Annotated in this window: 20 protein-coding genes; 14 read left to right on the top strand and 6 right to left on the bottom strand. The window is 66.6% G+C overall.

Translation table 11 applies throughout. The annotated features are described in order from the left end of the window. Positions 1–31: 31 nt before the first annotated feature. The 10 genes from GO615_RS06700 (at position 32) to ypfJ (ending at position 9236) form a co-directional block, all read left to right on the top strand. Entirely contained in the window at positions 32–394 is a 363-nt protein-coding gene (locus GO615_RS06700) for a GIY-YIG nuclease family protein (protein WP_169126272.1), read from the top strand. After that, positions 385–1392: a methylmalonyl Co-A mutase-associated GTPase MeaB gene (gene meaB, locus GO615_RS06695; protein WP_169126271.1), complete on the top strand. Its 1008-nt coding sequence runs from the start codon at positions 385–387 to the stop codon at positions 1390–1392. Before GO615_RS06700 ends, meaB begins: the two co-directional genes overlap by 10 nt. A gap of 174 nt (positions 1393–1566) precedes the next feature. After that, the gene (locus GO615_RS06690; protein ID WP_169126270.1) at positions 1567–3099 is read left to right on the top strand and encodes an acyl-CoA carboxylase subunit beta; all 1533 of its coding nucleotides are present in this window, start codon (positions 1567–1569) and stop codon (positions 3097–3099) included. A gap of 5 nt (positions 3100–3104) precedes the next feature. Beyond that, entirely contained in the window at positions 3105–3314 is a 210-nt protein-coding gene (locus GO615_RS29185; RefSeq protein WP_169126269.1) for a GDCCVxC domain-containing (seleno)protein, read from the top strand. A gap of 21 nt (positions 3315–3335) precedes the next feature. Further along, positions 3336–5327 carry an acetyl-CoA carboxylase biotin carboxylase subunit gene (gene accC, locus GO615_RS06680; RefSeq protein ID WP_169126268.1) on the top strand — a complete coding sequence of 664 codons (1992 nt, stop codon included), beginning with the start codon at positions 3336–3338 and terminating at the stop codon, positions 5325–5327. 196 nt (positions 5328–5523) lie between these two features. Then, positions 5524–6327: a M48 family metalloprotease gene (locus tag GO615_RS06675; protein ID WP_169126267.1), complete on the top strand. Its 804-nt coding sequence runs from the start codon at positions 5524–5526 to the stop codon at positions 6325–6327. 83 nt (positions 6328–6410) lie between these two features. Then, positions 6411–6566, top strand: coding sequence for a hypothetical protein (locus GO615_RS06670; RefSeq protein ID WP_169126266.1), 156 nt, complete (start codon positions 6411–6413; stop codon positions 6564–6566). A gap of 28 nt (positions 6567–6594) precedes the next feature. Further along, positions 6595–7050 carry a group II truncated hemoglobin gene (locus GO615_RS06665; RefSeq protein ID WP_339379971.1) on the top strand — a complete coding sequence of 152 codons (456 nt, stop codon included), beginning with the start codon at positions 6595–6597 and terminating at the stop codon, positions 7048–7050. Positions 7051–7145: 95 nt separating this feature from the next. Next, a complete protein-coding gene (locus tag GO615_RS06660) occupies positions 7146–8270 on the top strand; it encodes a S1C family serine protease (protein WP_439328730.1) in 1125 nt (374 codons plus the stop codon). Between the two features lie 99 nt (positions 8271–8369). Continuing rightward, positions 8370–9236, top strand: coding sequence for a KPN_02809 family neutral zinc metallopeptidase (gene ypfJ / locus GO615_RS06655; protein ID WP_169126264.1), 867 nt, complete (start codon positions 8370–8372; stop codon positions 9234–9236). Between the two features lie 180 nt (positions 9237–9416). On the opposite strand, the gene GO615_RS06650 is transcribed toward ypfJ, so the two are convergent. The 4 genes from GO615_RS06650 to GO615_RS06635 all read right to left on the bottom strand — a co-directional run bounded on the left by GO615_RS06650 (position 9417) and on the right by GO615_RS06635 (position 14008). Beyond that, complete coding sequence (locus GO615_RS06650; protein ID WP_050417575.1) at positions 9417–9893, bottom strand: VOC family protein; 477 nt, start codon at positions 9891–9893, stop codon at positions 9417–9419. Positions 9894–9982: 89 nt separating this feature from the next. Beyond that, positions 9983–10714 (bottom strand): response regulator transcription factor, encoded by a 732-nt coding sequence (locus GO615_RS06645; RefSeq protein ID WP_169126263.1) that lies wholly within the window; start codon positions 10712–10714, stop codon positions 9983–9985. Beyond that, complete coding sequence (locus GO615_RS06640; RefSeq protein ID WP_422614259.1) at positions 10711–12819, bottom strand: PAS-domain containing protein; 2109 nt, start codon at positions 12817–12819, stop codon at positions 10711–10713. The genes GO615_RS06645 and GO615_RS06640 overlap by 4 nt, the downstream gene beginning before the upstream one ends. 85 nt (positions 12820–12904) lie before the next feature. Further along, positions 12905–14008, bottom strand: a complete 1104-nt coding sequence (locus GO615_RS06635) for an AraC family transcriptional regulator (protein ID WP_169126262.1) — start codon at positions 14006–14008, stop codon at positions 12905–12907. Positions 14009–14158: 150 nt separating this feature from the next. Here GO615_RS06635 and icmF point away from each other — a divergent pair, with 150 nt between their 5' ends. Then, positions 14159–17437 carry a fused isobutyryl-CoA mutase/GTPase IcmF gene (gene icmF, locus GO615_RS06630; RefSeq protein WP_169126261.1) on the top strand — a complete coding sequence of 1093 codons (3279 nt, stop codon included), beginning with the start codon at positions 14159–14161 and terminating at the stop codon, positions 17435–17437. Between the two features lie 218 nt (positions 17438–17655). Further along, positions 17656–18999, top strand: coding sequence for an NADP-specific glutamate dehydrogenase (gene gdhA / locus GO615_RS06625; RefSeq protein WP_169126260.1), 1344 nt, complete (start codon positions 17656–17658; stop codon positions 18997–18999). A gap of 30 nt (positions 19000–19029) precedes the next feature. On the opposite strand, the gene GO615_RS06620 is transcribed toward gdhA, so the two are convergent. Together GO615_RS06620 and GO615_RS06615 are read right to left on the bottom strand one after the other, a co-directional pair. Then, a complete protein-coding gene (locus GO615_RS06620; RefSeq protein ID WP_169126259.1) occupies positions 19030–20913 on the bottom strand; it encodes a putative bifunctional diguanylate cyclase/phosphodiesterase in 1884 nt (627 codons plus the stop codon). Positions 20914–21053: 140 nt separating this feature from the next. After that, complete coding sequence (locus tag GO615_RS06615; protein ID WP_169126258.1) at positions 21054–21695, bottom strand: DedA family protein; 642 nt, start codon at positions 21693–21695, stop codon at positions 21054–21056. Between the two features lie 328 nt (positions 21696–22023). Between GO615_RS06615 and GO615_RS06610 the strand changes: the two genes are divergently transcribed. Then, on the top strand, positions 22024–24048 hold the full coding sequence (locus GO615_RS06610; protein ID WP_169126257.1) for a PAS domain S-box protein: 2025 nt from the start codon (positions 22024–22026) through the stop codon (positions 24046–24048). Positions 24049–24058: 10 nt separating this feature from the next. Then, on the top strand, positions 24059–24709 hold the full coding sequence (locus tag GO615_RS06605; RefSeq protein WP_169126256.1) for a response regulator: 651 nt from the start codon (positions 24059–24061) through the stop codon (positions 24707–24709). The last annotated feature ends 243 nt before the right edge of the window (positions 24710–24952 follow it).

Genomic DNA, 24952 nt, shown 5'->3' with positions numbered 1-24952 from the left:
TTGTCGAAGGGCGATTTGCACCCCGGCCGGCATGAAACCGTTTCTTGTCTACATCCTGCAGTGCGCCGACGCCTCGTATTACTGCGGCCATACGGACGACCTGGAGCGGCGACTGCGGCAGCACGGGGAGGGGCTGCACGGATACACGGTAACGCGCAGACCTTTGAAGTTGCTTTGGACGGGAGAGTTCGAGACGCGGGAGAGTGCGGTTGCTTTTGAGAGGAAGATCAAAGGCTGGTCCAGAGCCAAGAAGGCGGCCTTGATCGCCGGGGATTGGAACAGAATCAGCGAGCTTGCCAAACCGAGGGCACGCGATTTCCCTCCGAATCTGCCCTTCGACGAGCTCAGGGCGAACGGTGTGGTGACTGAAACGGATAGCGAAAATTGCCGATGAACAAGCCCGAACACCTGCCCGAACTCGACGCTTTCGACCAGGCGCTGGTCGACGGCGTGCTCGCCCGCCAGCTGCGCCCGCTCGCGAAGACGATCACGCTGATCGAGTCGCAGCGCGAGGACCACAAGGCGCGTGCGCGCCACGTGCTCGAAGCGCTGCTGCCGCATACCGGCGGCGCGATGCGCGTGGGCATTTCCGGCGTGCCGGGGGTCGGCAAGTCCACCTTTATTGAGGCGCTGGGTCTGTACCTCATCGAGCAGGGGCTGCGCGTTGCAGTGCTGGCGGTCGATCCGTCCTCGTCGCTCACCGGCGGCTCCATCCTCGGTGACAAGACGCGCATGGAGCTGCTGTCGCAGAATCCGGCAGCCTTCATCCGTCCGAGCCCGTCCGCGGGGAGCCTGGGCGGCGTGGCCGAGAAGACGCGCGAGACGATGCTGGTGTGCGAGGCCGCGGGCTTCGACGTGATCATCATCGAGACGGTCGGCGTCGGCCAGTCCGAGACCGCGGTCGCCGGCATGAGCGACATCTTCTGCCTGCTGCAGCTGCCCAACGCCGGCGACGACCTGCAGGCGATCAAGAAAGGCATCATGGAGATCGCCGATCTGATCGTCATCAACAAGGCCGACATCGACGCCGGCGCGGCGATGCGCGCCAAGTCGCAGATGAAGACCGCGCTGCACATGCTGCGGCCGGCGAGCCCGAACTGGACGGTGCCGGTGCTGACGCTCTCCGCGCTGCAGAAGCAGGGCATCGCGGACTTCTGGACGGCGGTCTCGGACTACCGCAAGGCGATGCAGGCCTCCGGCGAGTTCGAGGCCAAGCGCCGCCACCAGGCGCTGGCGTGGATGTGGGATCTGATCGATGCCGGGCTGCGCAGCCATTTCCGCAGTCATGGACAGGTGAAGCAGGAATTGCCCGGGCTGGCGCGAGCAGTGGAGGAGGGCACGACGACGCCTTCGGCCGCTGCGATGCGATTGCTCGGGTACGTGGAAAAGTAGGCACCGAAAGGCAAAAACAAGATTTCAGGGCAATAGGTTGCGACGCGTCGATTCGCTGTGACGCGAGCGTTCCCGGCTTACCCGCCCTGCGTCCCTCAGCGAGAAGCAGAATTCGAAGTTGAACGCCCGGCCGGCACAAGGCCGGGACAGCAGAACAAGTCAAGGAGGTCATCAATGCAAGAGATCATTCGTCAGCTCGACGAAAAGCGCGCCAAGGCGCGCCTCGGCGGCGGGCAGAAGCGCATCGACGCGCAGCATTCCAAGGGCAAGCTGACGGCGCGCGAGCGCATCGAGCTGCTGCTCGACGAAGGCAGCTTCGAAGAATGGGACATGTTCAAGGAGCACCGCTGCACCGAGTTCGGCATGGAAGCGGACCACACTCCGGGCGACGGCGTGGTGATCGGCTACGGCACGGTCAACGGCCGCCTCGTGTTCGTGTTCTCGCAGGACTTCACCGTGTTCGGCGGTTCGCTGTCGGAGACCCACGCGGAGAAGATCTGCAAGGTCATGGACCACGCGATGAAGGTCGGCGCGCCGGTGATCGGGCTCAACGACTCGGGCGGCGCGCGTATCCAGGAAGGCGTCGATTCGCTGGGCGGCTACGCCGACGTGTTCCAGCGCAACGTGATGGCCTCCGGCGTCGTGCCGCAGATCTCGCTGATCATGGGCCCCTGCGCCGGCGGCGCGGTGTATAGCCCGGCGATGACCGACTTCATCTTCATGGTGAAGGATTCCTCGTACATGTTCGTGACCGGTCCGGAAGTCGTGAAGACCGTGACGCACGAGGAAGTGACCGCCGAGGAGCTGGGCGGCGCGGTGACCCACAACACCAAGTCGGGTGTGGCCGACCTTGCGTTCGAGAACGACGTCGAGGCGCTGATGATGACGCGCCGCCTGATCGGCTTCATCCCGTCGAGCAACCGCGAAAAGGCACCGACCGTGCCGGCGATCGACGCCGCCGAGCGCCTGGATTTCTCGCTCGACACGCTCGTGCCGACGAACCCGAACCAGCCGTACGACATGAAGGAAGTCATCATCAAGATGGTCGATGACGGCGACTTCTTCGAGCTGCAGCCGGACTACGCCAAGAACATCATCATCGGCTTCGCGCGCATGGAAGGCGCCCCGGTGGGCATCGTCGCGAACCAGCCGCTGGTGCTGGCGGGCTGCCTGGATATCAAGAGCTCGATCAAGGCGGCGCGCTTCGTGCGCTTCTGCGATGCGTTCAACATCCCGGTCGTGACCCTGGTCGACGTCCCGGGCTTCATGCCGGGCACAACGCAGGAATACGGCGGCATCATCAAGCACGGCGCCAAGCTGCTCTACGCCTACGCCGAATGCACGGTGCCGAAGGTCACCATCATCACGCGCAAGGCCTATGGCGGTGCGTACGACGTGATGTCGTCCAAGCACCTGCGCGGCGACGTGAACTTCGCGTGGCCGTCGGCCGAGATCGCAGTGATGGGTCCGAAGGGCGCGGTGGAGATCATCTTCCGCGGCGAGAAGGACGACCCGGCGAAGCTCGCCCAGCGCGAGGCCGAGTACAAGGCCCGTTTCGCGAACCCGTTCGTCGCGGGCGCGCGCGGCTTCATCGACGACGTGATCATGCCGCACGAGACGCGCAAGCGCGTGTGCCGCTCGCTGTCGATGCTGAAGAACAAGGAACTCGAAAACCCGTGGCGCAAGCACGGGAACATCCCGCTGTAAGCGAGATGGAACTGCAGATCGAGTCGGTTCTCACTTGTCCGCGGTGCGGGCATCGCAAGGTCGAGCGCATGCCGACCGACGCGTGCCAGTACTTCTACGAGTGCGAGGCCTGCCATGCCGTACTGAAGCCGCAGCCGGGAGACTGCTGCGTGTTCTGTTCATATGGCAGCGTCCCTTGTCCGCCGATCCAGTTGCAGCGTTCCGGGTGTTGTTGAGTTCAAAAGAGGAATTTCTTCATGTTTAAAAAGATCCTGATCGCAAACCGCGGTGAAATCGCCTGCCGCGTGATCAAGACCGCCCGCAAGATGGGCATCGCCACCGTCGCCGTGCATTCGGAAGCCGACAAGGACGCGCTCTTCGTCGAGCTCGCCGACGAGGCCGTGTGCATCGGGCCGGCGCCGTCGAAAGAGTCCTACCTGGTCATGGACAAGATCATCGCCGCCTGCAAGCAGACCGGTGCCGAGGCAGTCCATCCGGGTTATGGCTTCCTGTCGGAGAACGCCGAGTTCTCGCGCCGCCTGGAAGAGGAAGGCATCAAGTTCATCGGGCCGAAGCACTACTCGGTCGCGAAGATGGGCGACAAGATCGAGTCGAAGAAGCTCGCGATCGAAGCCGGTGTGAACACCATTCCCGGCTACAACGACGCGATCGCCGGTCCGGCGGAAGCCGTCGAGATTGCCAAGAAGATCGGCTACCCGGTCATGATCAAGGCCTCGGCCGGCGGTGGCGGCAAGGGCCTGCGCGTCGCGTTCAACGACCAGGAAGCCTTCGAGGGCTTCTCGTCGTGCGTGAATGAAGCGAAGAATTCGTTCGGCGACGACCGCGTGTTCATCGAGAAGTACGTCCTCGAGCCGCGCCACATCGAGATTCAGGTGCTGGGCGATTCGCACGGCAACTACGTGTATCTGAACGAGCGCGACTGCTCGATCCAGCGCCGCCACCAGAAGGTCATCGAGGAGGCGCCGAGCCCCTTCGTCGATCCCGATATGCGCAAGGCGATGGGCGAGCAGGCGGTGGCGCTGGCACGTGCGGTGAACTACGAGTCGGCCGGCACGGTCGAGTTCGTGGTCAGCGGCGCGACCAAGGAGTTCTACTTCCTGGAGATGAACACCCGCCTGCAGGTGGAGCACCCGGTCACCGAACTCATCACCGGGCTGGACCTCGTCGAGCAGATGATCCGCGTCGCCAATGGCGAGAAGCTGCCGATCACCCAGGCCGACGTGAAGATCAACGGCTGGTCGATGGAATGCCGCATCAACGCGGAAGATCCGTTCCGCGGCTTCCTGCCTTCCACCGGCCGCCTCGTGAAGTTCCAGGCGCCGAAGGAAATCGAGGGCCAGGTGCGCGTCGACACGGGCGTATATGAAGGCGGCGAGATCTCGATGTACTACGACTCGATGATCGCCAAGCTGATCGTGCACGGCGCGAACCGCGAGCAGGCCATCGAGCGCATGCGCGATGCGCTGAACGCCTTCGTGATCCGCGGCATCAGCTCGAACATCCCGTTCCAGGCGGCGCTGCTGCAGCATCCGCGCTTCTGCTCGGGCAACTTCAACACCGGCTTCATCGCCGAGGAGTACCCGCAGGGCTTCGACGCGTCGATGGTGCCGCACGACGATCCCGCGCTGCTGGCCGCGGTCGCGACCTTCGCGCGCCTGCGCTACATCGGCCGCGCCGTGCAGATCGACGGCCAGCTCGCCGGTCACGGTCGCAAGGTGGGTCAGCGCTGGGTCGTGGTGATGGGCGGCAAGCAGTACCACATGGCGGTGACGGCGTCGGGTGAAGGCTTCGACATCACCCACGCCGACAAGACCTACCGCATCGCGTCCGACTGGACCTTCGGCGACCTGCTGTTCCAGGGCACCGTGAACGGTTCCCCGATCTGCCTGCAGATCGAGCGTCGCGGCCTGCGCTATCGCATCTCGCACTTCGGCCTGCAGGTCGAGCCGATCGTGATGACCGAGCGCGCCGCCGAGCTGCTGGCGATGATGCCGGAGAAGCTGCCGCCGGACATGTCGAAGTTCCTGCTGTCGCCGATGCCGGGCCTGCTGCGTGACGTCTGCGTCGCCGAAGGCCAGGAAGTGAAGGCCGGCGAGAAGCTTGCGATCATCGAGGCGATGAAGATGGAGAACGTGCTCAAGGCCGAGCAGGATGGCACGGTGAAGAAGATCGTCGCGAAGCCGGGTGCGAGCCTGTCGGTGGACGAGGTCATCATCGAGTTCGAGTGATCGGGACGGCTGCCTCCGCAGCAGCGGTGGCGCCTGTCGCAACGCCGGAAGGGCCTGCGCGAGCAGGCCCTTCTTTTTTCTCGCGGGCGTCGGTGCGGGATCGACCGAAGGCGGGGGTGTTGCGGGAATGGCGGGACGATTCGGTGTGCCTTGTGTATGCTTGTGGAATTTATTGGCGCATGGAGTGCCCGTCCGGATGATGAACTTCGCCGCCCACGGCCGGAGGTGTGCGCTCGCGCTGCTGCTGGCACTGGCCGGCGGCTGTGCGACGCAGCCGCCGGCCGGCCATCCGCCCGCGGAGAACCCTGCGCCGCGCAGCAGGGTGCCGCGCGACGGTCACGCGGCGATGTGGCCGCTGGCGGAGCTCGGCGCCGCAGAGGGGCGGAGGATTGGCGTGCAGGTGCAGGGCGGCGTGCGCTGGTTCGACGGGGAGGCGCTGCGTGCGGCCCTGGCTGCGGCACGGCGCGTCGGGGAGGCGATGCCGGGCGCGCGTCCGCTGTACCTGGTAGTCGATGACCCCAGCGCCAACGCGTTTGCGCTACGCCAGGGGCAGCATGGCGTGATTGGCATCCACGCCGGTATGGTCGAACTGCTCGGCGCGGACGAGGCGGCATGGGCGGCGCTGATCGGACACGAACTCGCGCATCTGAACCTGCGCCACTCGGAGCAGCGCCTGTCGCGCCGCAACGGAACCGGCGGCCTGGTGGCGGTCGCGAGCGTGCTCCTCACCGCGGTGGGTTTTCCCCTCACGCCGATCTTCGCGGAATTCGCCACCAACATGGCGGAGAATGGGTACAGCCGCGACGATGAGCGCGCCGCCGACGAGGCCGGCATCGCCTACATGCTGCGCGCGGGCTACGACCCCGCGGGGGCGGTGCGCTTCTTCGAGAAGCTCTCCACCAGCGGGCAGGCGGAGCGATTCGCCTTCCTCGGTACCCATCCGGACAGCGCCGAACGCATCGCGGCGGCACGCGCCCTTGCGGAGCGCGAGCCCGACTGAAATCATCCGCAACGCCTCCAGGGCCGGAGCCGGCCCGCTGGCGCGCTATGATTGCGCCTTATTCCTTGACCTGCGGAGCTTACATGAAGCGGTTTCTTGCCCTGATTGCGCTGGCGTCGCTCCTCGGCGCATGTGCCGTCTACACGCCGGCCGGTTCGGTCGTGGTCGACCCGGGAGGCCCCCGAGGTTCGGGTGGCGGTTTCTGCCCGCCGGGACAGGCGAAGAAGGGCAATTGCTGAGTCCGGGTCGCGATGGCCCAGCCGTTCAGTGCCGGCGCCGTTCGGCCATCCCAAGTCGTTCGCTGAGGTGTTCCCGATGTTGCCGCAATCTCCGAAAGTCGCCGTCAACGCCAATCCGCACTACGAGAAGTTGGGCGGAGGGCCCGCCGTGCGGCGGCTGGTCGATCGCTTCTACGAATTGATGGACGAATTGCCGGAAGCGGCGGCGATCCGGGCGATGCACCCTCAGGATCTCGGCCACTCGAAGGAAAAGCTCTTCATGTTCCTGTCGGGCTGGCTGGGCGGCCCACCCCTGTATGCGGAACGCCACGGCCCGCCGCGACTGGGCCGCGCCCATGCCCGCTTCGGCGTTGATAGCGCCGCGCGCGACGCGTGGATGCTCTGCATGAAGCGAGCGCTCGAGGAGCAGGTCGCCGATGCGGAACTGCGTGCTCAACTCGTCGCCGCGTTCGCAAAGGTGGCTGAGTCGATCGCTCGCCACTGAAGGGCACTGACGGCGGCGATCGTGGCTGGTTTCCGCTCTTTTTCTGCTTCGATGTAATTATGAGACCCGATTCCCGAAACCCCGACTCCGCGCCCGTGCGAGACCGTTTCCTGCGGCGCCTGGTCCTGGTGACCCTCGCTGCTGCCGCGCTGATGGCGTTGTGGCGGCTGCAGCCGGTCATCGAGGACTGGTTCAGCCCCAAGCAGGCGGCCGAGCGCACGGTGACGCCGCGCGGAGACCTTGCTGCAGACGAGAAGTCGACGATCGAACTGTTCGAGCATGCGCGCGATTCGGTCGTCTTCATCAGCACGGCCCAACTGGTGCGCGATACCTGGACCCGCAACGTGATGCAGGTGCCGCGCGGCACCGGCTCGGGCTTCATCTGGGATGATGCGGGGCACGTCGTGACGAACTTCCATGTGATCCGGGAAGCCTCGCAGGCGACCGTCAAGCTTGCCGACGGGCGAGACTACCAGGCGGCCTTGGTCGGGGTGAGTCCGGCACACGATATTGCGGTGCTGAGGATAGGCGTGGGCTTCAAGCGCCCGCCGCCGGTGCCGATCGGGACGAGCGGCGACCTCAAGGTCGGGCAGAAGGTGTTCGCGATCGGCAACCCCTTCGGGCTGGACTGGACGCTCACGACCGGTATCGTCTCGGCGCTGGATCGCTCCCTGCCCGGAGAGGACGGCGGAACGACGATCGAGCACCTTATCCAGACCGACGCTGCAATCAACCCCGGTAATTCGGGCGGCCCGCTGCTGGACTCTAACGGGAGGCTGATCGGCATCAATACCGCGATCTACAGCCCCTCGGGGGCTTCGGCGGGCATCGGTTTCGCCGTACCGGTCGATACCGTGATGCGCGTCGTGCCGCAACTCATCAAGAACGGCATGTACGTCCGCCCGGTGCTGGGCATCCAGATCGACGAGGATGTGAATTCGCGCCTGCTCGAAGAGCTTGAGGTCGAGGGCGTCGTGGTGCTGCGCGTGATGCCCGGTTCGGCGGCTGACAAGGCCGGGCTGCGCGGCATCCGGCAGGAGCGCGACGGCAGCTTCTATCCGGGCGACATCATCGTGTCGCTGGACGGGCAGGCGGTCGATTCCGTCGCGAAACTAACCGCGCGCCTCGACGATCACCGTGTGGGGGACACCGTGAAGCTCGGTGTGCTGCGCGAGGGCAAGGAGACGAGCCTGTCGGTGACGCTGCAGCCGGGCAATTGAGGCGCGCCGTTCACTCCCGGTTACGCACCGCTGGCGGAGGGCGGGATGCGCTGGTCCATAATGTGAATCTCACGGTTCATTGAAGGACGGGGAGCGCACATGCTGTTTCGCAACGGCCGCGAGAGCGACAACGTCGAGGACCGCCGCAGCGAAGGCGGCGGGGGCGGCTTCGGCGGTGGCCGTAGCATCGGTGTCGGCACGCTGGTGATCGCGCTGGTGGCGATGTATTTCGGTATCGACCCGCGCGTGATCCTCGACACCGCGAGCGTCAGCCAGCCCCCGCCGCCGGCCGCCCGCCGCGCGGCGCCGCGCTCGCCCGCCGAGGACGAGTTGGCACGGTTCGCCTCCATGGTGCTCGCGGACACCGAGGACACCTGGGGGGCCATCTTCCGTTCGGGCGGGGGGCAGTACCGGGAGCCGCGCATGGTGCTGTACACCGGCGCGACGCGCAGCGCCTGCGGCGTCGGCCAGGCGGAGATGGGGCCGTTCTATTGCCCGGCGGACCAGAAGGTGTATCTCGATCTGTCCTTCTTCAACGAGCTGAAGGACCGCTTCCGTGCACCCGGCGACTTCGCGCAGGCCTACGTGATCGCGCACGAGGTCGGGCATCACGTGCAGAACCTGCTGGGGATCTCGGAGAAGGTTCAGCTGGCGCGCGAACGGGTGTCGGAGCGTCAGGGCAATCAGCTGTCGGTGCGCCTCGAGCTGCAGGCGGACTGCCTTGCCGGCGTGTGGGCGCATCACGCCGACCGCAGTCGGCAGGTGCTCGAAGCGGGCGACGTCGAGGAAGCGCTCGGCGCCGCGACCGCGATCGGCGACGACCAGTTGCAGCGCCAGTCGCAGGGGCGGGTGATGCCCGACAGCTTCACGCACGGCAGCTCCGCGCAGCGCGTGCGCTGGTTCCGCATCGGGCTGGAGAAGGGCTCGTTGAAGGCGTGCGACACCTTCAACACGGCGAAGCTCTAGTCAGGGGCTCGCCGGAGACGGCGATCAGGGAGCTGCCCGGCGGGAGGCGCCCCGTGGGAGCGGCTTCAGCCGCGAATGGCCCGCGCCGCTGCGACACCGCCGATTCGCGGCTGAAGCCGTTCCCACGACGAAATCGGCGGCCGCGGCGATCGGCGTCGCGTGCCGCCTGCAGATGTCGAATCAGCCGGCCAGCTTCGCAAACGCCTCGACGACCTCGGCCGGGGCCTGCACCAGCTCGACCAGCACGCCTTCGCCGCCGATCGGGAATTCGTCGTTGCCCTTCGGGTGCAGGAAGGTGATGTCGTAGCCGGCCGCGCCGCGGCGGATGCCGCCGGGGGCAAAGCGCACGCCGTTGGCGGAGAGCCACTCGACCGCCTTCGGCAGGTCGTCCACCCACAGGCCGACGTGGTTCAGCGGCGTCGCATGCACGGCCGGCTTCTTCTCCGGGTCCAGCGGCTGCATCAGGTCGACCTCGACCTTGAACGGGCCCTTGCCCATCGCGCAGATGTCCTCGTCGACGTTCTCGCGCTCGCTGACGAAGTTGCCGGTCACTTCCAGGCCGAGCATGTCGACCCACAGGGTCTTGAGCTTGTCCTTGCTCGGGCCGCCTATGGCGATCTGCTGGATGCCGAGGATCTTGAACGGGCGCTGCGTCATGGAAATCTCCGCCGGTAAATTTGGATTAAGAATCCATAATTATGAATTCTTTGTGCCGGTCCGTCGAGAGGTCAGACGCGTGAGGTCGCTCACTCCCAGCCGACCTGTGCGGCGAAGAGATAGCCCGCGCCATACACCGTCTTGATCATCTTTGGGCTGTGCGGGTCGTCGCCGAGCTTGCGGCGCAGGCGCGAGATGCGCACGTCGATGCTGCGGTCGAAGGGATCGACGTCGCGCTCGCCGAGGAGCTGCTCGCGGCTGAGGATCTTGTTCGGGCGGCGCACCAGGGTCAGGAGCAGCGCGGCTTCGGCCGAGGATAGGCTGGTCTCGCTGCCGTCCGCGTGCACCAGCGAATGGCGTCCGGTGTCGAAACGCCAGTCGCCGAAGCGTGCGACGGTGCGTTCGGCGGGTGCCTCGCCGCCAGCCTCGGGGGCGGCCGAGCGCGTGTAGCGGCGCAGGATGGAGCGCACGCGGGCGACCAGCTCGCGCGGCTCGAAGGGCTTGACGATGTAGTCGTCGGCGCCGAGCTCGAGGCCTAGCACGCGGTCGGTGACGTCGTTGCGGCCGGTGAGGATCAGCACGGCGCAGGGGCTGCCGTCCTGCAGTTCGCGCACGACCTGCATGCCGTCCATGTCGGGCAGGCCGAGGTCGACGATCACCAGGTCGGGGGAGGTCTGCTGCGCGCGGGCGAGCAGCTCGCGTCCGGTGCGCAGGTGTTCGCTGCGGAAGCCGTAGCCGGACAACGCGCTGCAGATGATGCGGGCGATGTCCGGTTCGTCCTCCAGCACAAGGATCAGCGGCGAGCTTTCTTGTCCGGTCATCGGTCGGGGGCTTCCTCTCTCTGGATGGCAGGGGTGGCGTTGTGTTCGAGCAGTTCGTCGATGGCGGCGGCGAGCGCGGCCTGGTCGAAGGGTTTGCGCAGCACGGGCACGTCGAGTTCGGCGGTGCCGGCGAGGGCATTGTCGCTGGCGTAATCGGTAATCATGAGGATGGGCATGTCGGGACGCAAGGCGCGCGTGCGGGTGACCAGCTCGCGCCCGCCGATGCCGCCCGGCATGATGGTGTCGGTGACGAGGATCGCGATGTCGGATACCGCTTCGAGGAGCAGCCAGGCTTCGACGCCATCGCCCGCTTCGATCACGGTGTGGCCCAGCGCGGTGAGCTGCAGGCGGATGATGCGCCGCACTTCCGGTTCGTCCTCGACCAGCAGGACAGGGCCGGACACGCTGCGGGCCGCACGCACGGCCGGTGCGGAAACGTTCGCGTCGGCGCTTGCGGGGGCTTCCGCGCGCGGCAGCACGAAGGTCACCGTGGTGCCCTTGCCGGGGGTGCTGCGGATGCGGATGTTGCCGCCGGACTGGCGCACGAAGCCGTACACCATCGCCAGACCCAGCCCGCTGCCGCGCCCGAAGGGCTTGGTCGTGAAGAAGGGTTCGAAGAGGCGAGGCAGCAGTTCCGGGTCGATACCGCTGCCGGTGTCGGTGATGTCGATCTGCACGTAGTCGCCTGCCGGCAGCTCGGCCAGTGCTGCCAGCCCTTCGTCGATGTGGCGTTCGCTGATCGCGATCGTCAGGTCGCCGCCGTCGGGCATCGCGTCGCGCGCGTTGAGCGCGAGGTTCAGCAGCGCGTTCTCGAGCTGATGGGCGTCGACGAAGGCGAACAGCGGTGCGTCCGGCAGGCTCGCGTGCAGTCGTACGTTCTCGGTCAGCGAGCGAGCGAGCAGCTGCGCCATGTCCTGCACCAGGGCGCCGACCTCTACGGCGCGCGGCTCCAGCGCCTGGCCGCGCGAGAAGGTCAGCAGGCGCTTGATGAGCTCCGCGCCCCGTCGCGCGGCGTGCAGCGCGGGGTCGAGGTGCTCGCTCAGGCGGGCGCCGGGCGCCTGCCCCTGCAGCGCCGACAGATTGCCGATGATGATGGTCAGCAGGTTGTTGAAGTCGTGCGCGAGGCCACCGGTGAGCTGCCCGACGGCCTCCATCTTCTGCGCCTGGATCAGCGCGGCTTGGCTCGCCTTCTGCTCGGTGATGTCGGTCGACAGCACGAAATAGCCTTGCACCTCGCCCTGTGCGGACATCTCCGGCACGATCACGCTGCGCGCATGCACCGTGCGGCCATTGGCGAGCCTGCGCGCGTATTCGTAGCTCACGCGCTCGCCGCGGTCCACGACCGCGAGACGTTGCCGGACGATGGGATAGAGCTCGGGGCCGAATACGCTCTCGATCGAGCGCCCGACGATCTCTTCCTTGCCCAGTCCGAACCACTCCGCATAGCCGCGGTTCGCGAACCGGTACACCTCGTCGCGGCCGACGTAGGCGATCAGTGCTGGGATCGAGTCGATGATGGTCTTGAGCTTCTCCTCGCTGTGGCGCAGAGCGCCGGCGATTTCGTCGATCTCGGCGTTGGCGCGCGCGAGGCAGGCGTTGGCGTCTTCCAGTTCCTGCGTGCGCGCCTTGACGCGGGCTTCGAGCTCGAGATTCTGCTGGTGGATAACCTCCTCGGCGCGGCGTTGCTCGGTGATGTCGGTCCACAGCGAGACGAAGCCGAGGTTCGGGATCGGCACGCCGCGGATCGCGAGGATCTTTCCATTGGGGCGCTTGCGTTCTGCGTAGTGCGGGAGGAAGGCGCGGGCCGCTGCCATGCGCTCCGACACCAGTTTTTCCAGTTCGCCGTCGCCGTACTCGCCACGTTCGGCGTTGAAGCGCACGAATTCCTCGAAGGGCGTGCCGACGCGCACCATGCTCTCGGGGAAGTCGAGCAGGCGCAGCATCGCCTTGTTCCAGGTGACGAGCTTCGGGGTCGCGTCGAATACCGCAATGGCCTGGTCGAGCAGGTCGAGGCCGGCAAGCAGCAGGTCGTAGCGCCGCAGTTCGTGCCCGGACATGCGCGGCGGCGGTTTGGGCGGCTCGGATGGGGGGGCGTTGCGTAGCATCGGGTGGTCGGCTCCGGCAGAGTCGGCACCATTCTAGAGCAGCTTGTTCTCGCGGGACCGGGGTGCAGGGCGGAAAGCGTGGTGCTCATCCGTCCCGCGAGGTCCGGCGGCCGCCCGGCTGATGGTGCAGCTGCCGGCGGAAGCGTTCCGGCGACACCCCCGTCCAGGCGACGCAGGCGCGGTAGAAGGCGGACGTGTCGGCATACCCCAGCTCGGCGGCGATCGTCGCAACCGGCTGCTGCGTCTTCGTCAGCCGCGACAGCGCGATGTCGCGGCGCAGCGCGTCCTTGATCGAGCGGAAGCTCGCGCCTTCGTCCTCAAGGCGGCGGTGCAGCGTGCGCGGCGAAAGATGCAGGCGCGCGGCGACGTCCTCCAGCGCGAGGCTCGCCGGCAGCGCGTGACGCAGCAGGTCGCGCACGCGCAGCACCATGTCGCGGTCGCGCCGGTACAGCATCGTGATCTTGCCCGGCGCCCCGTCGAGGAAGGCCTTCAGCGCCGCCTCGTCGCGCCGCACCGGCAGGTCCAGCAGGTTGTCGCGCAGGCGTGCGACCAGCGTGCCGGCGTCGAAGAACGAGTGCTCGGTATAGACCAGCGCGTAGTCGTCGGCGTGTGCTGGCCGTGGGTAGGGAAAATGTACCGAGTCGAGTGCGAGCCCGCGGCCGACGAGCCAGCACGCCACCGCGTGGATCAGGCGCAGCAGCCACTCGAAGGCGAATACGCGCGCCGGATCGCCGCGCCAGTCCGCGAGGCGGCGCGTCTCGGAGATGCGCAGCTCGGCGCGCTCGTCGTCCGGATCCTCGGCGCGGCGTACGCTCACGGCGAGGTCGGGGAGCACGATGCGCAGGAAGCGCGCCGCGCGGTCGAGCGCCTCGCCCAGCGTCGCCGCGCCGAGCATGCCGCGGCACAGGAACTCGAAGCTGCCGCTGCGCATCGGCTGCGCGAACAGCGCGAAGCCCTCGTCGTCGAGTGCGCGTGTGAGGTCGTTGTAGAGCCGTGCATAACGGTCGATCGGCACGCGCGTGGCAGGGTCTGCAAGGTCGATGCCCGCCGCGGCGAGAAAGGGCGCCGGGTCGCGCCCGCGCCCCTGCATTCCCGCGAGCATCCCGGTCACGAAACCCATGGCGACCGTGGCTCGTTTGGGGCGCAGCGGCGCGGCATCGACGCCGGGGGGCGGCAGGCTTGCGGGCATGCGGAAGCGTCCTGACAGGCGGAAGGCGATTGGCGGATTTTGCACGATTGTCGTCGGCACGCACAATGGCAAATGCCTCCTCCGCCTTCTAAGATTAAGCCCACAAACAGGACCGAGCGCCGCCCGGGCGCCAACCAGAGGGAAGAAGGCATGACCAATCTCAGCGAAGCCAAGAAGCTCGTCGCCTACAAGCCGCAGCACAAGGTGCGTTTCGTCACCGCCGCGGCGCTGTTCGACGGCCACGACGCATCGATCAACATCATGCGGCGGATTCTGCAATCGACCGGCTCCGAGGTCATCCACCTGGGTCACAACCGCTCGGTCGGCGAGATCGTCAATGCGGCGCTGCAGGAAGACGTGCAGGGCATCGCGATCACCAGCTACCAGGGCGGCCATGTCGAGTTCTTCAAGTACATGATCGACCTGCTGAAGGCCAATGGCGGCGAGAACATCAAGGTGTTCGGCGGCGGCGGTGGCGTGATCGTCCCGTCCGAGATCAAGGAACTGCACGACTACGGCGTCACGCGCATCTACTCGCCCGAAGACGGCGCGATGATGGGCCTGCAGGGCATGATCAACGACCTCGTCGCGAAGTCGGACCAGGATCTGACCGGCGCGGCGCCGAAGTCCGCCGAGGAAGTCTTGCGTCAGCTCACCGGCGGCGAGCGCAAGGCGCAGCTGCGCAGCCTGTCGCGCATCATCACCGCGCTCGAGAACGGCGCCTATGGTGAGGACGTGAAGAAGGCGTTGATCGAGGCCGCCGCCAAGGTCAAGACCCCAACCCTGGGCATCACCGGCACCGGCGGCGCCGGCAAGAGCTCGCTCACCGACGAACTGGTGCGTCGCTTCCGCCTCGACCAGAACGACAAGCTGCGTATCGGCATCGTGTCGATCGACCCCTCGCGCAAGCGCACCGGCGGCGCGCTGCTGGGCGACCGCATCCGCATGAACGCGATCGAGCACGAGAACATCTACATGCGCTCGTTGGCGACGCGCGACACCGGCTCCGAGATCTCGGCTGCACTCCCTGAAGTCATCGCCGCCGCGAAGCTCGCCGGCTTCGATCTGATCATCGTCGAGACCTCCGGCATCGGCCAGGGCAACGCCGCGATCGTTCCCTTCGTCGATCTGTCGCTCTACGTGATGACGCCCGAGTTCGGTGCCGCGAGCCAGCTCGAGAAGATCGACATGCTCGACTTCGCCGACTTCGTCGCGATCAACAAGTTCGACCGCAAGGGCGCCGAGGATGCGCTGCGCGACGTGCGCAAGCAGTACCAGCGCAACCGCGAGCTGTTCTCCACGCCGACCGACGACATGCCGGTGTTCGGCACCATGGCCGCGCGCTTCAACGACGACGGCATCACCGCGCTGTACCAGGCGATCTTCCCGCGCCTGGTCGAGAAGGGCCTCAAGGCCAAGCCCGGCGCGCTGCCCAAGGTCACCACCAAGGCTTCGTCGCGCGGCCGCGCGATCGTCCCGGCCGAGCGCGTGCGCTACCTCGCCGAGATCGCCGATACGGTGCGCGACTACCACAAGCACATCGAGCAGCAAGCCCGCGTCGCGCGCGAGCGCCAGTCGCTGAAGATCGCCAAGTCCCTGTTCGAGCAGTGCGGCAAGGACTCGGGCAACTTCGCCGAGATGATCGACTGGAAGGACGGCGAACTCACGCCGGCCGCGAAAAAGCTGCTCGACATGTGGCCGCGCACGAAGGAGCTGTACGCCGCCGACGAGTACGTCGTGAAGATCCGCGACAAGGAGATCCGCACCAAGCTGACCTCCGATTCGCTGTCGGGCACCAAGATCCGCAAGGTCTCGCTGCCGAACTTCGAGGATGACGGCGAATCGCTGAAATTCCTGATGAAGGAGAACGTCCCCGGCTCCTTCCCCTACACCGCCGGCGTGTTCGCGTTCAAGCGCGAGGGCGAGGATCCGACGCGCATGTTCGCGGGCGAGGGCGACGCCTTCCGCACCAACCGCCGTTTCAAGCGCGTGTCCGAAGGCATGCCCGCACACCGCCTGTCGACCGCCTTCGACTCGGTGACCCTGTACGGCTGCGATCCCGATCCGCGTCCGGACATCTACGGCAAGATCGGCAACTCCGGCGTGTCGATCGCGACGCTCGACGACATGAAGGTGCTGTACGACGGCTTCGACCTGTGCGCGCCTACGACCTCGGTGTCGATGACGATCAACGGCCCGGCGCCGATCATCCTCGCGTGCTTCTTCAACACCGCGATGGACCAGCAGGTCGTGAAGTTCAAGGCCGACAACGGCCGCGAGCCGACCGAGACCGAGTTCCAGAAGATCAAGGAATGGACGCTGTCCTCGGTGCGCGGCACGGTGCAGGCCGACATCCTGAAGGAAGACCAGGGCCAGAACACCTGCATCTTCTCGACCGAGTTCGCGCTGAAGATGATGGGCGACATCCAGGAATACTTCGTCCATCACAAGGTGCAGAACTTCTATTCGGTGTCGATCTCCGGCTACCACATCGCCGAGGCCGGCGCGAACCCGATCTCGCAGCTCGCCTTCACGCTGTCGAACGGCTTCACCTACGTCGAGTCGTATCTGGCGCGCGGCATGCACATCGACGACTTCGCGCCCAACCTGTCCTTCTTCTTCTCCAACGGCATGGACCCCGAGTACTCGGTGATCGGCCGCGTCGCCCGCCGCATCTGGGCCGTCGCGATGAAGAACAAGTACGGCGCGAACGAGCGCAGCCAGAAGCTGAAGTACCACGTGCAGACCTCGGGCCGTTCGCTCCACGCGCAGGAGATGGACTTCAACGACATCCGCACCACCTTGCAGGCGCTGATCGCGATCTACGACAACTGCAACTCGCTGCACACCAACGCCTACGACGAGGCGATCACCACGCCGACCGAGGAATCGGTGCGCCGCGCGATGGCGATCCAGCTGATCATCAACCGCGAATGGGGCCTGGCGAAGAACGAGAACCCGAATCAGGGTGCCTTCATCATTGACGAGCTGACCGACCTCGTCGAAGAAGCGGTTCTGAAGGAGTTCGAAGCGATCGCTTCGCGCGGCGGCGTGCTCGGCGCGATGGAAACCGGCTACCAGCGCGGCAAGATCCAGGAGGAGTCGCTCTATTACGAGCACAAGAAGCACGACGGCTCCTACCCGATCATCGGCGTGAATACCTTCCTCAACCCGAAGGGCCAGGCGCAGCAGGAAATCGAGCTCGCCCGCTCGACCGAGGAAGAGAAGCAGAGCCAGTTGAAGCGTCTCGCGGACTTCCATGCCCGCAACAAGGCCGAAGCGCCGAAGTGGCAGGCCAAGCTGCGCCAGACCGTGATCGAGAACGGCAACGTGTTCGAGGTGCTGGTGGATGCCGTGCGCTACTGCTCGCTCGGCCAGATCACCAGCGCGCTGTACGAGGTCGGCGGGCAGTACCGCCGCAGCATGTAAGTCGCAGAAAACCTGTGCAATCGATCGGAAAACGGCGCTTCGGCGCCGTTTTTCTTGTCTATTACGCCTTGTAGGCGGCGAAAAGCGCACCATAATGGGGCGAGCATTAAGAAAAGTTAATGAAGCTGTAGAAAATCGTTGATTCTGCGCCTCAAATTGGTGCATAAAGGCGGGCGATCCACTACCGGCGTATTAGACGCACCATTTTGGGGAATTCGATGAAATACCAGTCGCTCGAACAGTTTCTTGAACACGTCGCTGTGCGCAATCCCGGCCAGCCCGAATTCCTGCAGGCGGTGACCGAGGTCATCGAAAGCCTTTGGCCCTTCATCTCCAGCCACCCCAAATACGCCGAGCAGGGCCTGCTCGACCGCCTCGTCGAGCCCGAGCGCGTGATCATGTTCCGCGTCTCCTGGGTCGATGACCACGGCGATGTGCAGGTCAACCGCGGCTACCGCATCCAGCACAGCTCGGCGATCGGCCCCTACAAGGGCGGGCTGCGCTTCCACCCCTCGGTGAATCTCTCCATCCTCAAGTTCCTCGCCTTCGAGCAGACCTTCAAGAACGCGCTCACCACGCTGCCGATGGGCGGCGGCAAGGGCGGCTCGGACTTCGATCCCAAGGGCAAGAGCCCCGCCGAGGTGATGCGCTTCTGCCAGGCCTTCGTCAGCGAGCTGTTCCGTCATGTCGGTTCCGATACCGACGTTCCTGCCGGCGATATCGGGGTGGGCGGACGCGAGGTCGGCTTCATGGCCGGCATGATGAAGAAGCTGTCGAACCGCGCCGACTGCGTGTTCACCGGCAAGGGCCTCGCGTTCGGCGGCTCGCTGATCCGCCCCGAGGCAACCGGTTACGGCACCGTGTATTTCGCCGAGGAGATGCTCAAGCGCCGCGACATGTCCTTCGACGGCCTGCGCGTGAGCGTGTCCGGCTCGGGCAACGTCGCGCAGTACGCGGTCGAGAAGGCCATGGCGCTGGGTGCGAAGGTCGTCACGGTGTCCGACTCGAGCGGCACGGTGGTGGACGAGGACGGCTTCACCACCGAGAAGCTCGCCGAGCTGATGGAAGTGAAGAACCACCTGTACGGCCGCGTCAGCGACTACGCGCAGCGCGTCAAGGCCAATTTCCAGCCCGGCGTGTCGCCGTGGCACGTTCCGGTCGATGTCGCGCTGCCCTGCGCGACGCAGAACGAGCTCGACGGCGAGGACGCGCGCAAGCTGGTGGCGAGCGGCGTCAAGTGCGTCGCCGAAGGCGCCAACATGCCCTCGACGGCCGAGGCGGTGCGCGTGTTCGAGCAGGCGGGCGTGCTGTATGCGCCGGGCAAGGCGAGCAACGCCGGCGGCGTCGCGACCTCGGGTCTCGAGATGAGCCAGAACGCGATGCGCCTGTCGTGGCCGCGCGAGGAGGTCGATGCGCGCCTGCTCGGCATCATGCACAGCATCCACGACGCCTGCGTGCAGCACGGTCTGCGTCCGGACGGCACGGTCAGCTACGTGGACGGTGCCAACGTCGCCGGCTTCGTCAAAGTGGCCGACGCGATGCTCGCGCAGGGCGTGATCTGACGCTCGCTTGAGTGGGGCGGTGCGTGGCGCTCAGTGCAGCGCCGCGCCGCCGCCCGGCGTCGGGTGGCTCCACGGCGACTGCGCCTCCCAGTCGTCGAACTGCGCGGTCGGGATCGGACGGCCGACGAAATGGCCCTGCGCCGTGTCGCAGCCCAGCTCCTGCAGCCGGTTCCATAGCGCCTCGCTCTCGACCCCCTCGGCGACGACGCCGAGCCCCAGGTTGTGTCCCAGCTCCACCGTCGAATGCACGATCACGGCCGAGCCGGAATTGGTGAGCATGCTGGTGACGAAGGAGTGGTCGATCTTCAGCGAGTCGACCGGCAGCTTCTGCAGGTAGCTCAGGCTGGAGTAGCCGATGCCGAAGTCGTCGATGAACAGTTCGACGCCGAGCTCCTTGAGCCGGTCCAGCGTCTCCAGCGCGCCGGCCGGGTCTTCCATCAGCGCGCTCTCCGTGAGCTCGAACTGCACCAGCTCGGGCGGCAGCGCCCAGGTCGCGAACAGGCCGCTGATGCGGTCGATGAGGCGCGGATCGCGCAGGTCCTGCGCCGACAGGTTCACCGACAGCGGCCGCTTGATGCCCTTTTCGTACCACGCGTAGGACTGGCGGAAGGCCGCTTCCAGCACCCAGCGCGTGAGCGGCATGATCAGGCCCGCATGTTCGGCAAGCGCGATGAATTCGCCGGTGGCGATCATGCCGTGCTGCGGGTGCTGCCAGCGCACCAGCGCCTCGGCGCCGCAGATCTCGCCGCTGCGGATGGAAACCTTGGGCTGGCAGTACAGCAGCAACTCGTTCTGGTCGATCGCGCTGCGCAGCTCGCTCATCAGCTCCAGCCGACGCGTGCTCTCGCGGTCTTCCGTGCCCTTGTAGAGGGTGTATTTGCACGCCGTCCTGCGCGCCTGCACCGCCGCGATCTTCGCGCGCCGCAGCAGCGCCTCGGGCGTGTTGCCATGTCCGGGGAAGAGCGAGATGCCGATATGGGCGTGCGGATCCATCGCCAGGCCGGCGAAGTCCACCGGGTCGCAGGCTTCGCGCATCGCATGGTGGGCGACGCGCATCGCCGCCTCGGCGCTCGAACGCGGCATGATGATCGCGAACTCGTCCTCGCCGACGCGCGCCACCGACTTGTTCGGGCCGGCGATCTGCCGCAGGCGGGCGGCCATCTCCGCGATCAGGTGGTCGCCCTCCTGGTAGCCGAGCGTGTCGCTGATCTCCTGGAAGCGCCCGATCTTCAGCAGCAGCACGGCCATGGACTGGTTTTCCTGCTGCGCCTGCGCAATTTCCGTGGCGAGCGTCTCGCCCAGCGAGCTGCGGTTCGGCAGGTCGGTGAGGGCATCGTAAAAGGCCATGTGGCGGATGGTTTCCTCCGCCGCGCGGTGCCGTTCGCGCATGCGCAGCATCGCGATGCCGAAGGCGAGGTCGTCGGCCATCTCGGCGAGCAGCTTGCATTCGCATTCGTCGAAGGCATCGGCTTCGGCCGCGAAGATCGTGAGATTGCCGATCACGGTGCCGTCGATGACCAGGGGGAAGGCCACGAGCGCGGCGTAGCCGCGCTTGTACGATTCGGCCAGTGCGATCGGCAGCTGGATCTCGGGGATGTGCTGCAGATCCTGGATGACGACCGGCTGGCCCGTGCGGATCGCCTTGGCCGTCGGGCCGCGGGCGTCGGGGCTGTCGCCATCGGCCCAGCTGAAGTGCGCGAGTCCGAGGAATCCCTCCTCGACACCGTGGTGCGCAACCGGGCGGATCGTCCGGCTCTCGTCATGTTCGGCAAACCCGACCCAAGCCATGCGATAGCCGCCGAGTTCGACGATCACCCGGCACATGTCGTGCAGCAGCGTTGTTTCGTCTTGCGCCCGCAACAGCGTGCGGTTGCCCGCGCTCAGCGTGCGCAGCGCGCGTTCGGCGTAGCTCATGACGCTCTCCTTTGCGCGTGCACCGCAACGGCGTCTGTCGGCCCGAGCACCGTGCCGACGGCGCGCGCTCGCACCGGCGGCAATTCATCCTAGTGCCCGGCGCGTGGCGACGCAACGCTGCGCCGCCACTTCCGTCACGCTCAGGAGGCGGTCGAGCGCGCCTTCAGTGCGCCGATCACCACCGGCAGCAGCGACAGCACGATGATGCCCACGATCACCAGCGTGAGGTTCTGCTTGATCCACGGCATGTTGCCGAACCAGTAGCCGGCGAGCGTGAGCGACACGACCCAGGCGACCGCGCCGACGACGTTGAACAGCGTGAAGCGCGCATAGCTCATGCTGCCGATGCCGGCGACGAAGGGCGCGAAGGTGCGGAACAGCGGCAGGAAGCGCGAGATCACCAGCGTCTTGCCGCCGTGCTTCTCGTAGAACAGGTGCGTCTTCATCAGCGCCGCCTTGTTGAACAGGCGCGAGTTTTCCCAGTGGAAGACCCTGGGGCCGAAGTAGCGGCCGATCGAGTAGTTCACAGTGTTGCCGAGAATCGCCGCGGCCGTCAGCGTGAGGATCAGCAGCGAGATGTCCATGTTGCCCAGCGCCGCCAGTGCGCCGGCGATGAAGAGCAGCGAGTCGCCCGGCAGGAAGGGCGTCACGACGAAGCCCGTCTCGCTGAAGATCACCGCGAACAGGATGGCGTAGATCCAGACCCCGTAGGCGCTGACGAGCGCTTCGAGGTGCTTGTCGAGGTGAAGGACGATGTCGAGCAGCGGAGCGAAAAATTCCATGGACGGATGCGCAGGTGGGAAAGGCGGGAATTCTACCCGACACCCGGGCCGGTGACCGGCGTGCGGGGCGGGTTTCGTGTGGGAGCGGCTTCAGCCGCGAATCGGCGGTGTCGCACGTGGCGCGGCCCCTTCGCGGCTGAAGCCGCTCCCACAGGGAAATCTCGCAGCGCTGCATTGTGGCCGGCGATTGTTGCAGGAATCGCCACGATGAATTGTTTGTTTCAAACTTGCCGAGCACGCCTCCGCCTTCTATAGTCCGCCCGCACCGGGGGGCCGGGACCGACGATGGCGTCGGAATGGCGCGCCGGCCTTAGCTCGGGAATTCCGCATGTCAGGCCTGTTGCGCAAGTTCTGGATCGAGCCGCCCGTGCGTGCGGTGATGTTGCTGACCGCGCTGATGCTCGCCGTGCTGGCCGGCGGCACCGCCTTCCTGCTCTACGACATGCGCCAGCGCGAGATCGAGTACGCGCGCAGCGAGATCTCCACCCTGAGCCGCATCCTCGCGGAGCAGACGGCGCGCACGCTCGATGGCGTGACGATGGCCCTGCGCGGCGCCCAGGACAGGCTGTCCGACAGCATCGGGCAGCAGCTCGAGCTCGACAGCTTCCCCGTCCAGGCGCTCCTAAAGGCCCGCGCCGAAGGCTTGCCGCAGTATTCGTCGATGTTCGTCGTCAATGCCAGCGGCGTCGTCATGAATTCGACCCTGCTCGGCACCCGTCCGGGCTTCAATGAAGCCGACCGCGACTACTTTGCGAGCCTGGTGCGCAAGGATGAAGGGCTCTTCGTCAGCCAGATGTACCGCCGCCGCTTCGACGGCGAGTGGACTTTCTACCTCAGCGCGCGGCTCGTCGATGGCTCCGGGAATTTCCGTGGCGTCGTCGCCGCGGCGGTCGTCGCCAACTATTTCGAATCGTTCTACCGCCGCCTCGACCTGCGCTTCGGCAAGCAGATCCAGCTGATCAACGCGCGCGGCAACCTGGTCGCGAGCTTCCCCAGTGACATGGACAAGGTCGACCAGCCGGTGCAGGAGCTGCCACGCCTCAGCGAGAAGGCTGCCGACCCGAACGGCACGGTCCACGTCACCGAGACCCTGGCCGGCGAGAACCGCTTCGTCGCCTATCATCCCGTGCCGCGCTATCCCTTCCTGATCGGCGTCGCCGTCGATCAGGACTCGGCGCTGGTGTCCTGGCCGATGACCGCGCGGCCCATCGTTGCCGGCGCCGGCATCGTCGCCGCGCTGCTGCTCGCCGCTTCCTGCGGCGTGGTGTGGAGCATGCGCCGGCGGGCGCTGATGGCGAGCGCACTGCAGGACAGCGAGGAGCGCCTGCGCGAGATGGTCGAGTCGGTGATGGATGCGATCGTCACCATCGACGAGGACCTGTCCGTCGTGCTGTTCAACCGTGCGGCCGAGCACATGTTCGGCGTCCGTGCCGAGGATGCCCTGGGCAAACCCTTCGACCGCCTGCTCGGCAGCGAGTCGCGCGGCGCCTACCACGCCATCGTCGGGCGGCGGCGCAATTCGGGTGAGCCGCGACACGCGCGCCGTGGCCGCGCCGAACTCGTCGCCCGCCACGCCGACGGGCGCGAATTCCCCGCCGACGCGACCTTCTCCTCGACCGAAACCCAGGGGCGGCGTTTTCTCACCGTGGTCCTGCGCGACCTGACCGAGCGCAAGCGCATCGAGACGCATCTGCGCGAGACCAATCGCCAGCTGCAGGAACTCTCCACCGCGCTGCAGCGGGTGCGCGAGGACGAGCGTGCCGGCATCGCACGCGAGATGCACGACGAACTCGGGCAGCGGCTCACCGCGATCAAGCTCGAGCTCTCCTGGCTCGGCGGCCGCCTGCCCGGCGAGCGCGCCGACCTGCAGGACAAGGTGGGCGTCATCAAGGAGCAGCTCAACCAGACGATCGCGTCGGTGCGGCGCATCACCTACGAGCTGCGCCCGCTGATCCTCGATGACCTCGGCCTGCGCGCGGCGATCTCCTGGCTCACGGACGATTTCTCCAAACGGACGGATATCGAGCTGGTGCTGGACCTGGACGACGACGAACCCGAGCGCGGCAGCGCCGAGGCGACGACGCTGTTCCGCGTGTTGCAGGAGTCGCTCACCAACGTCACGAAGTACGCGCAAGCGAGTACCGTATGGGTGGCGTTCCGCCGCGACGGCGACGACTGGCGCCTGACCGTGCGCGACGACGGCGTCGGCTTCGTGCTCGATGCGGCGAACCAGGCGGGGTTCGGCCTGCTGGGCATGCGCGAGCGCATCCGCCTGGTGCAGGGGACCTTCGCGATCCATTCCACGCCCGGCGACGGCACGACGATCGACGTCACCGTGCCGACCGGGCAATGAGGGAAGCAAGATGGAAAAACTCCGGGTATTGCTCGCCGACGACCACGCGATCATTCGCGATGGCCTGAAGCAGATCCTCGCCGACACCGAGGACCTCGCCGTTTGCGGCGAGGCGGCCAACGGCAACGAGGCCCTGCAGCTCGTGCGCGAGCAGGACTGGGACGTGGTCGTGCTCGACATCTCCATGCCCGGACGCAGCGGCCTCGATCTCATCCGCCTGATCCACGACGAGAAGCCCAAGCTCCCCATCCTGATCCTGAGCATGCACCACGAGGAGCAATACGCCGTGCGCGCGCTGCACGCCGGCGCGTCGGGCTACCTGACCAAGGAGAGCGACGCCGACCTGCTGGTGCACGCGATCCGCCGCGTGGCGCGCGGCGGCGTGTACGTGAGCGACACCGTGGCGGAGCTGATGGCGCGCGGCCTCATGCCCGCCGCGAACGAGTTGCCGCACACCAGCCTGTCGGACCGCGAATACCAGATCTTCCATCGCCTCGTGCTCGGCCAGGGCCTCACCGACATCGCCAACGAGCTGTCGCTCAGCGTCAAGACCATCAGCACGCACAAGACGCGCATCCTGCAGAAGATGGCGATGACGAATACGTCCGAGCTGATCCGCTACGCCGTCGCCCACCACCTGGTGAAGTCCACCGACGTTTAAGCCCGCGCCGCCCGCGAGCGGCGCCTCCGGGGTTCCCCCCGCTCTACCCCGTCCCGTCCGCTGCGCCGTGAGGTCGCGGCGCGCCTGCTCGCGCGTTATCAACCCGCCAGGCAATTAGTTGACGTCAAGTTCAATGCAGCACGTTCGCTCCCGGGAGTCTCCGCTTCGCTGTGCCGTTCCGCAGGCGCAGAGCGATGCTCCGCGAAACCCCTGCTGCACCCCCTTCAAGGGGAGGGCTGGGGT

The organism is Aromatoleum evansii (assembly GCF_012910805.1).
In the GTDB taxonomy this organism is placed as follows: Bacteria; Pseudomonadota; Gammaproteobacteria; order Burkholderiales; family Rhodocyclaceae; genus Aromatoleum; species Aromatoleum evansii.
This window is presented reverse-complemented; position numbering and strand designations above follow the sequence as displayed.

Coding starts and splice junctions, on each gene's coding strand:
- GO615_RS06610 (WP_169126257.1), top strand. CDS start 22,024: ATGTCAGGCCTGTTGCGCAAGTTCTGGATCGAGCCGCCCGTGCGTGCG.
- GO615_RS06635 (WP_169126262.1), bottom strand. CDS start 14,008: ATGCCCGCAAGCCTGCCGCCCCCCGGCGTCGATGCCGCGCCGCTGCGC.
- GO615_RS06645 (WP_169126263.1), bottom strand. CDS start 10,714: ATGACCGGACAAGAAAGCTCGCCGCTGATCCTTGTGCTGGAGGACGAA.
- GO615_RS06620 (WP_169126259.1), bottom strand. CDS start 20,913: ATGAGCTACGCCGAACGCGCGCTGCGCACGCTGAGCGCGGGCAACCGC.
- gdhA (WP_169126260.1), top strand. CDS start 17,656: ATGAAATACCAGTCGCTCGAACAGTTTCTTGAACACGTCGCTGTGCGC.
- GO615_RS06670 (WP_169126266.1), top strand. CDS start 6,411: ATGAAGCGGTTTCTTGCCCTGATTGCGCTGGCGTCGCTCCTCGGCGCA.
- GO615_RS06650 (WP_050417575.1), bottom strand. CDS start 9,893: ATGACGCAGCGCCCGTTCAAGATCCTCGGCATCCAGCAGATCGCCATA.
- GO615_RS06640 (WP_422614259.1), bottom strand. CDS start 12,819: ATGCTACGCAACGCCCCCCCATCCGAGCCGCCCAAACCGCCGCCGCGC.
- accC (WP_169126268.1), top strand. CDS start 3,336: ATGTTTAAAAAGATCCTGATCGCAAACCGCGGTGAAATCGCCTGCCGC.
- GO615_RS06675 (WP_169126267.1), top strand. CDS start 5,524: ATGATGAACTTCGCCGCCCACGGCCGGAGGTGTGCGCTCGCGCTGCTG.
- GO615_RS06605 (WP_169126256.1), top strand. CDS start 24,059: ATGGAAAAACTCCGGGTATTGCTCGCCGACGACCACGCGATCATTCGC.
- GO615_RS06690 (WP_169126270.1), top strand. CDS start 1,567: ATGCAAGAGATCATTCGTCAGCTCGACGAAAAGCGCGCCAAGGCGCGC.
- GO615_RS06700 (WP_169126272.1), top strand. CDS start 32: ATGAAACCGTTTCTTGTCTACATCCTGCAGTGCGCCGACGCCTCGTAT.
- ypfJ (WP_169126264.1), top strand. CDS start 8,370: ATGCTGTTTCGCAACGGCCGCGAGAGCGACAACGTCGAGGACCGCCGC.
- GO615_RS29185 (WP_169126269.1), top strand. CDS start 3,105: ATGGAACTGCAGATCGAGTCGGTTCTCACTTGTCCGCGGTGCGGGCAT.
- icmF (WP_169126261.1), top strand. CDS start 14,159: ATGACCAATCTCAGCGAAGCCAAGAAGCTCGTCGCCTACAAGCCGCAG.
- GO615_RS06615 (WP_169126258.1), bottom strand. CDS start 21,695: ATGGAATTTTTCGCTCCGCTGCTCGACATCGTCCTTCACCTCGACAAG.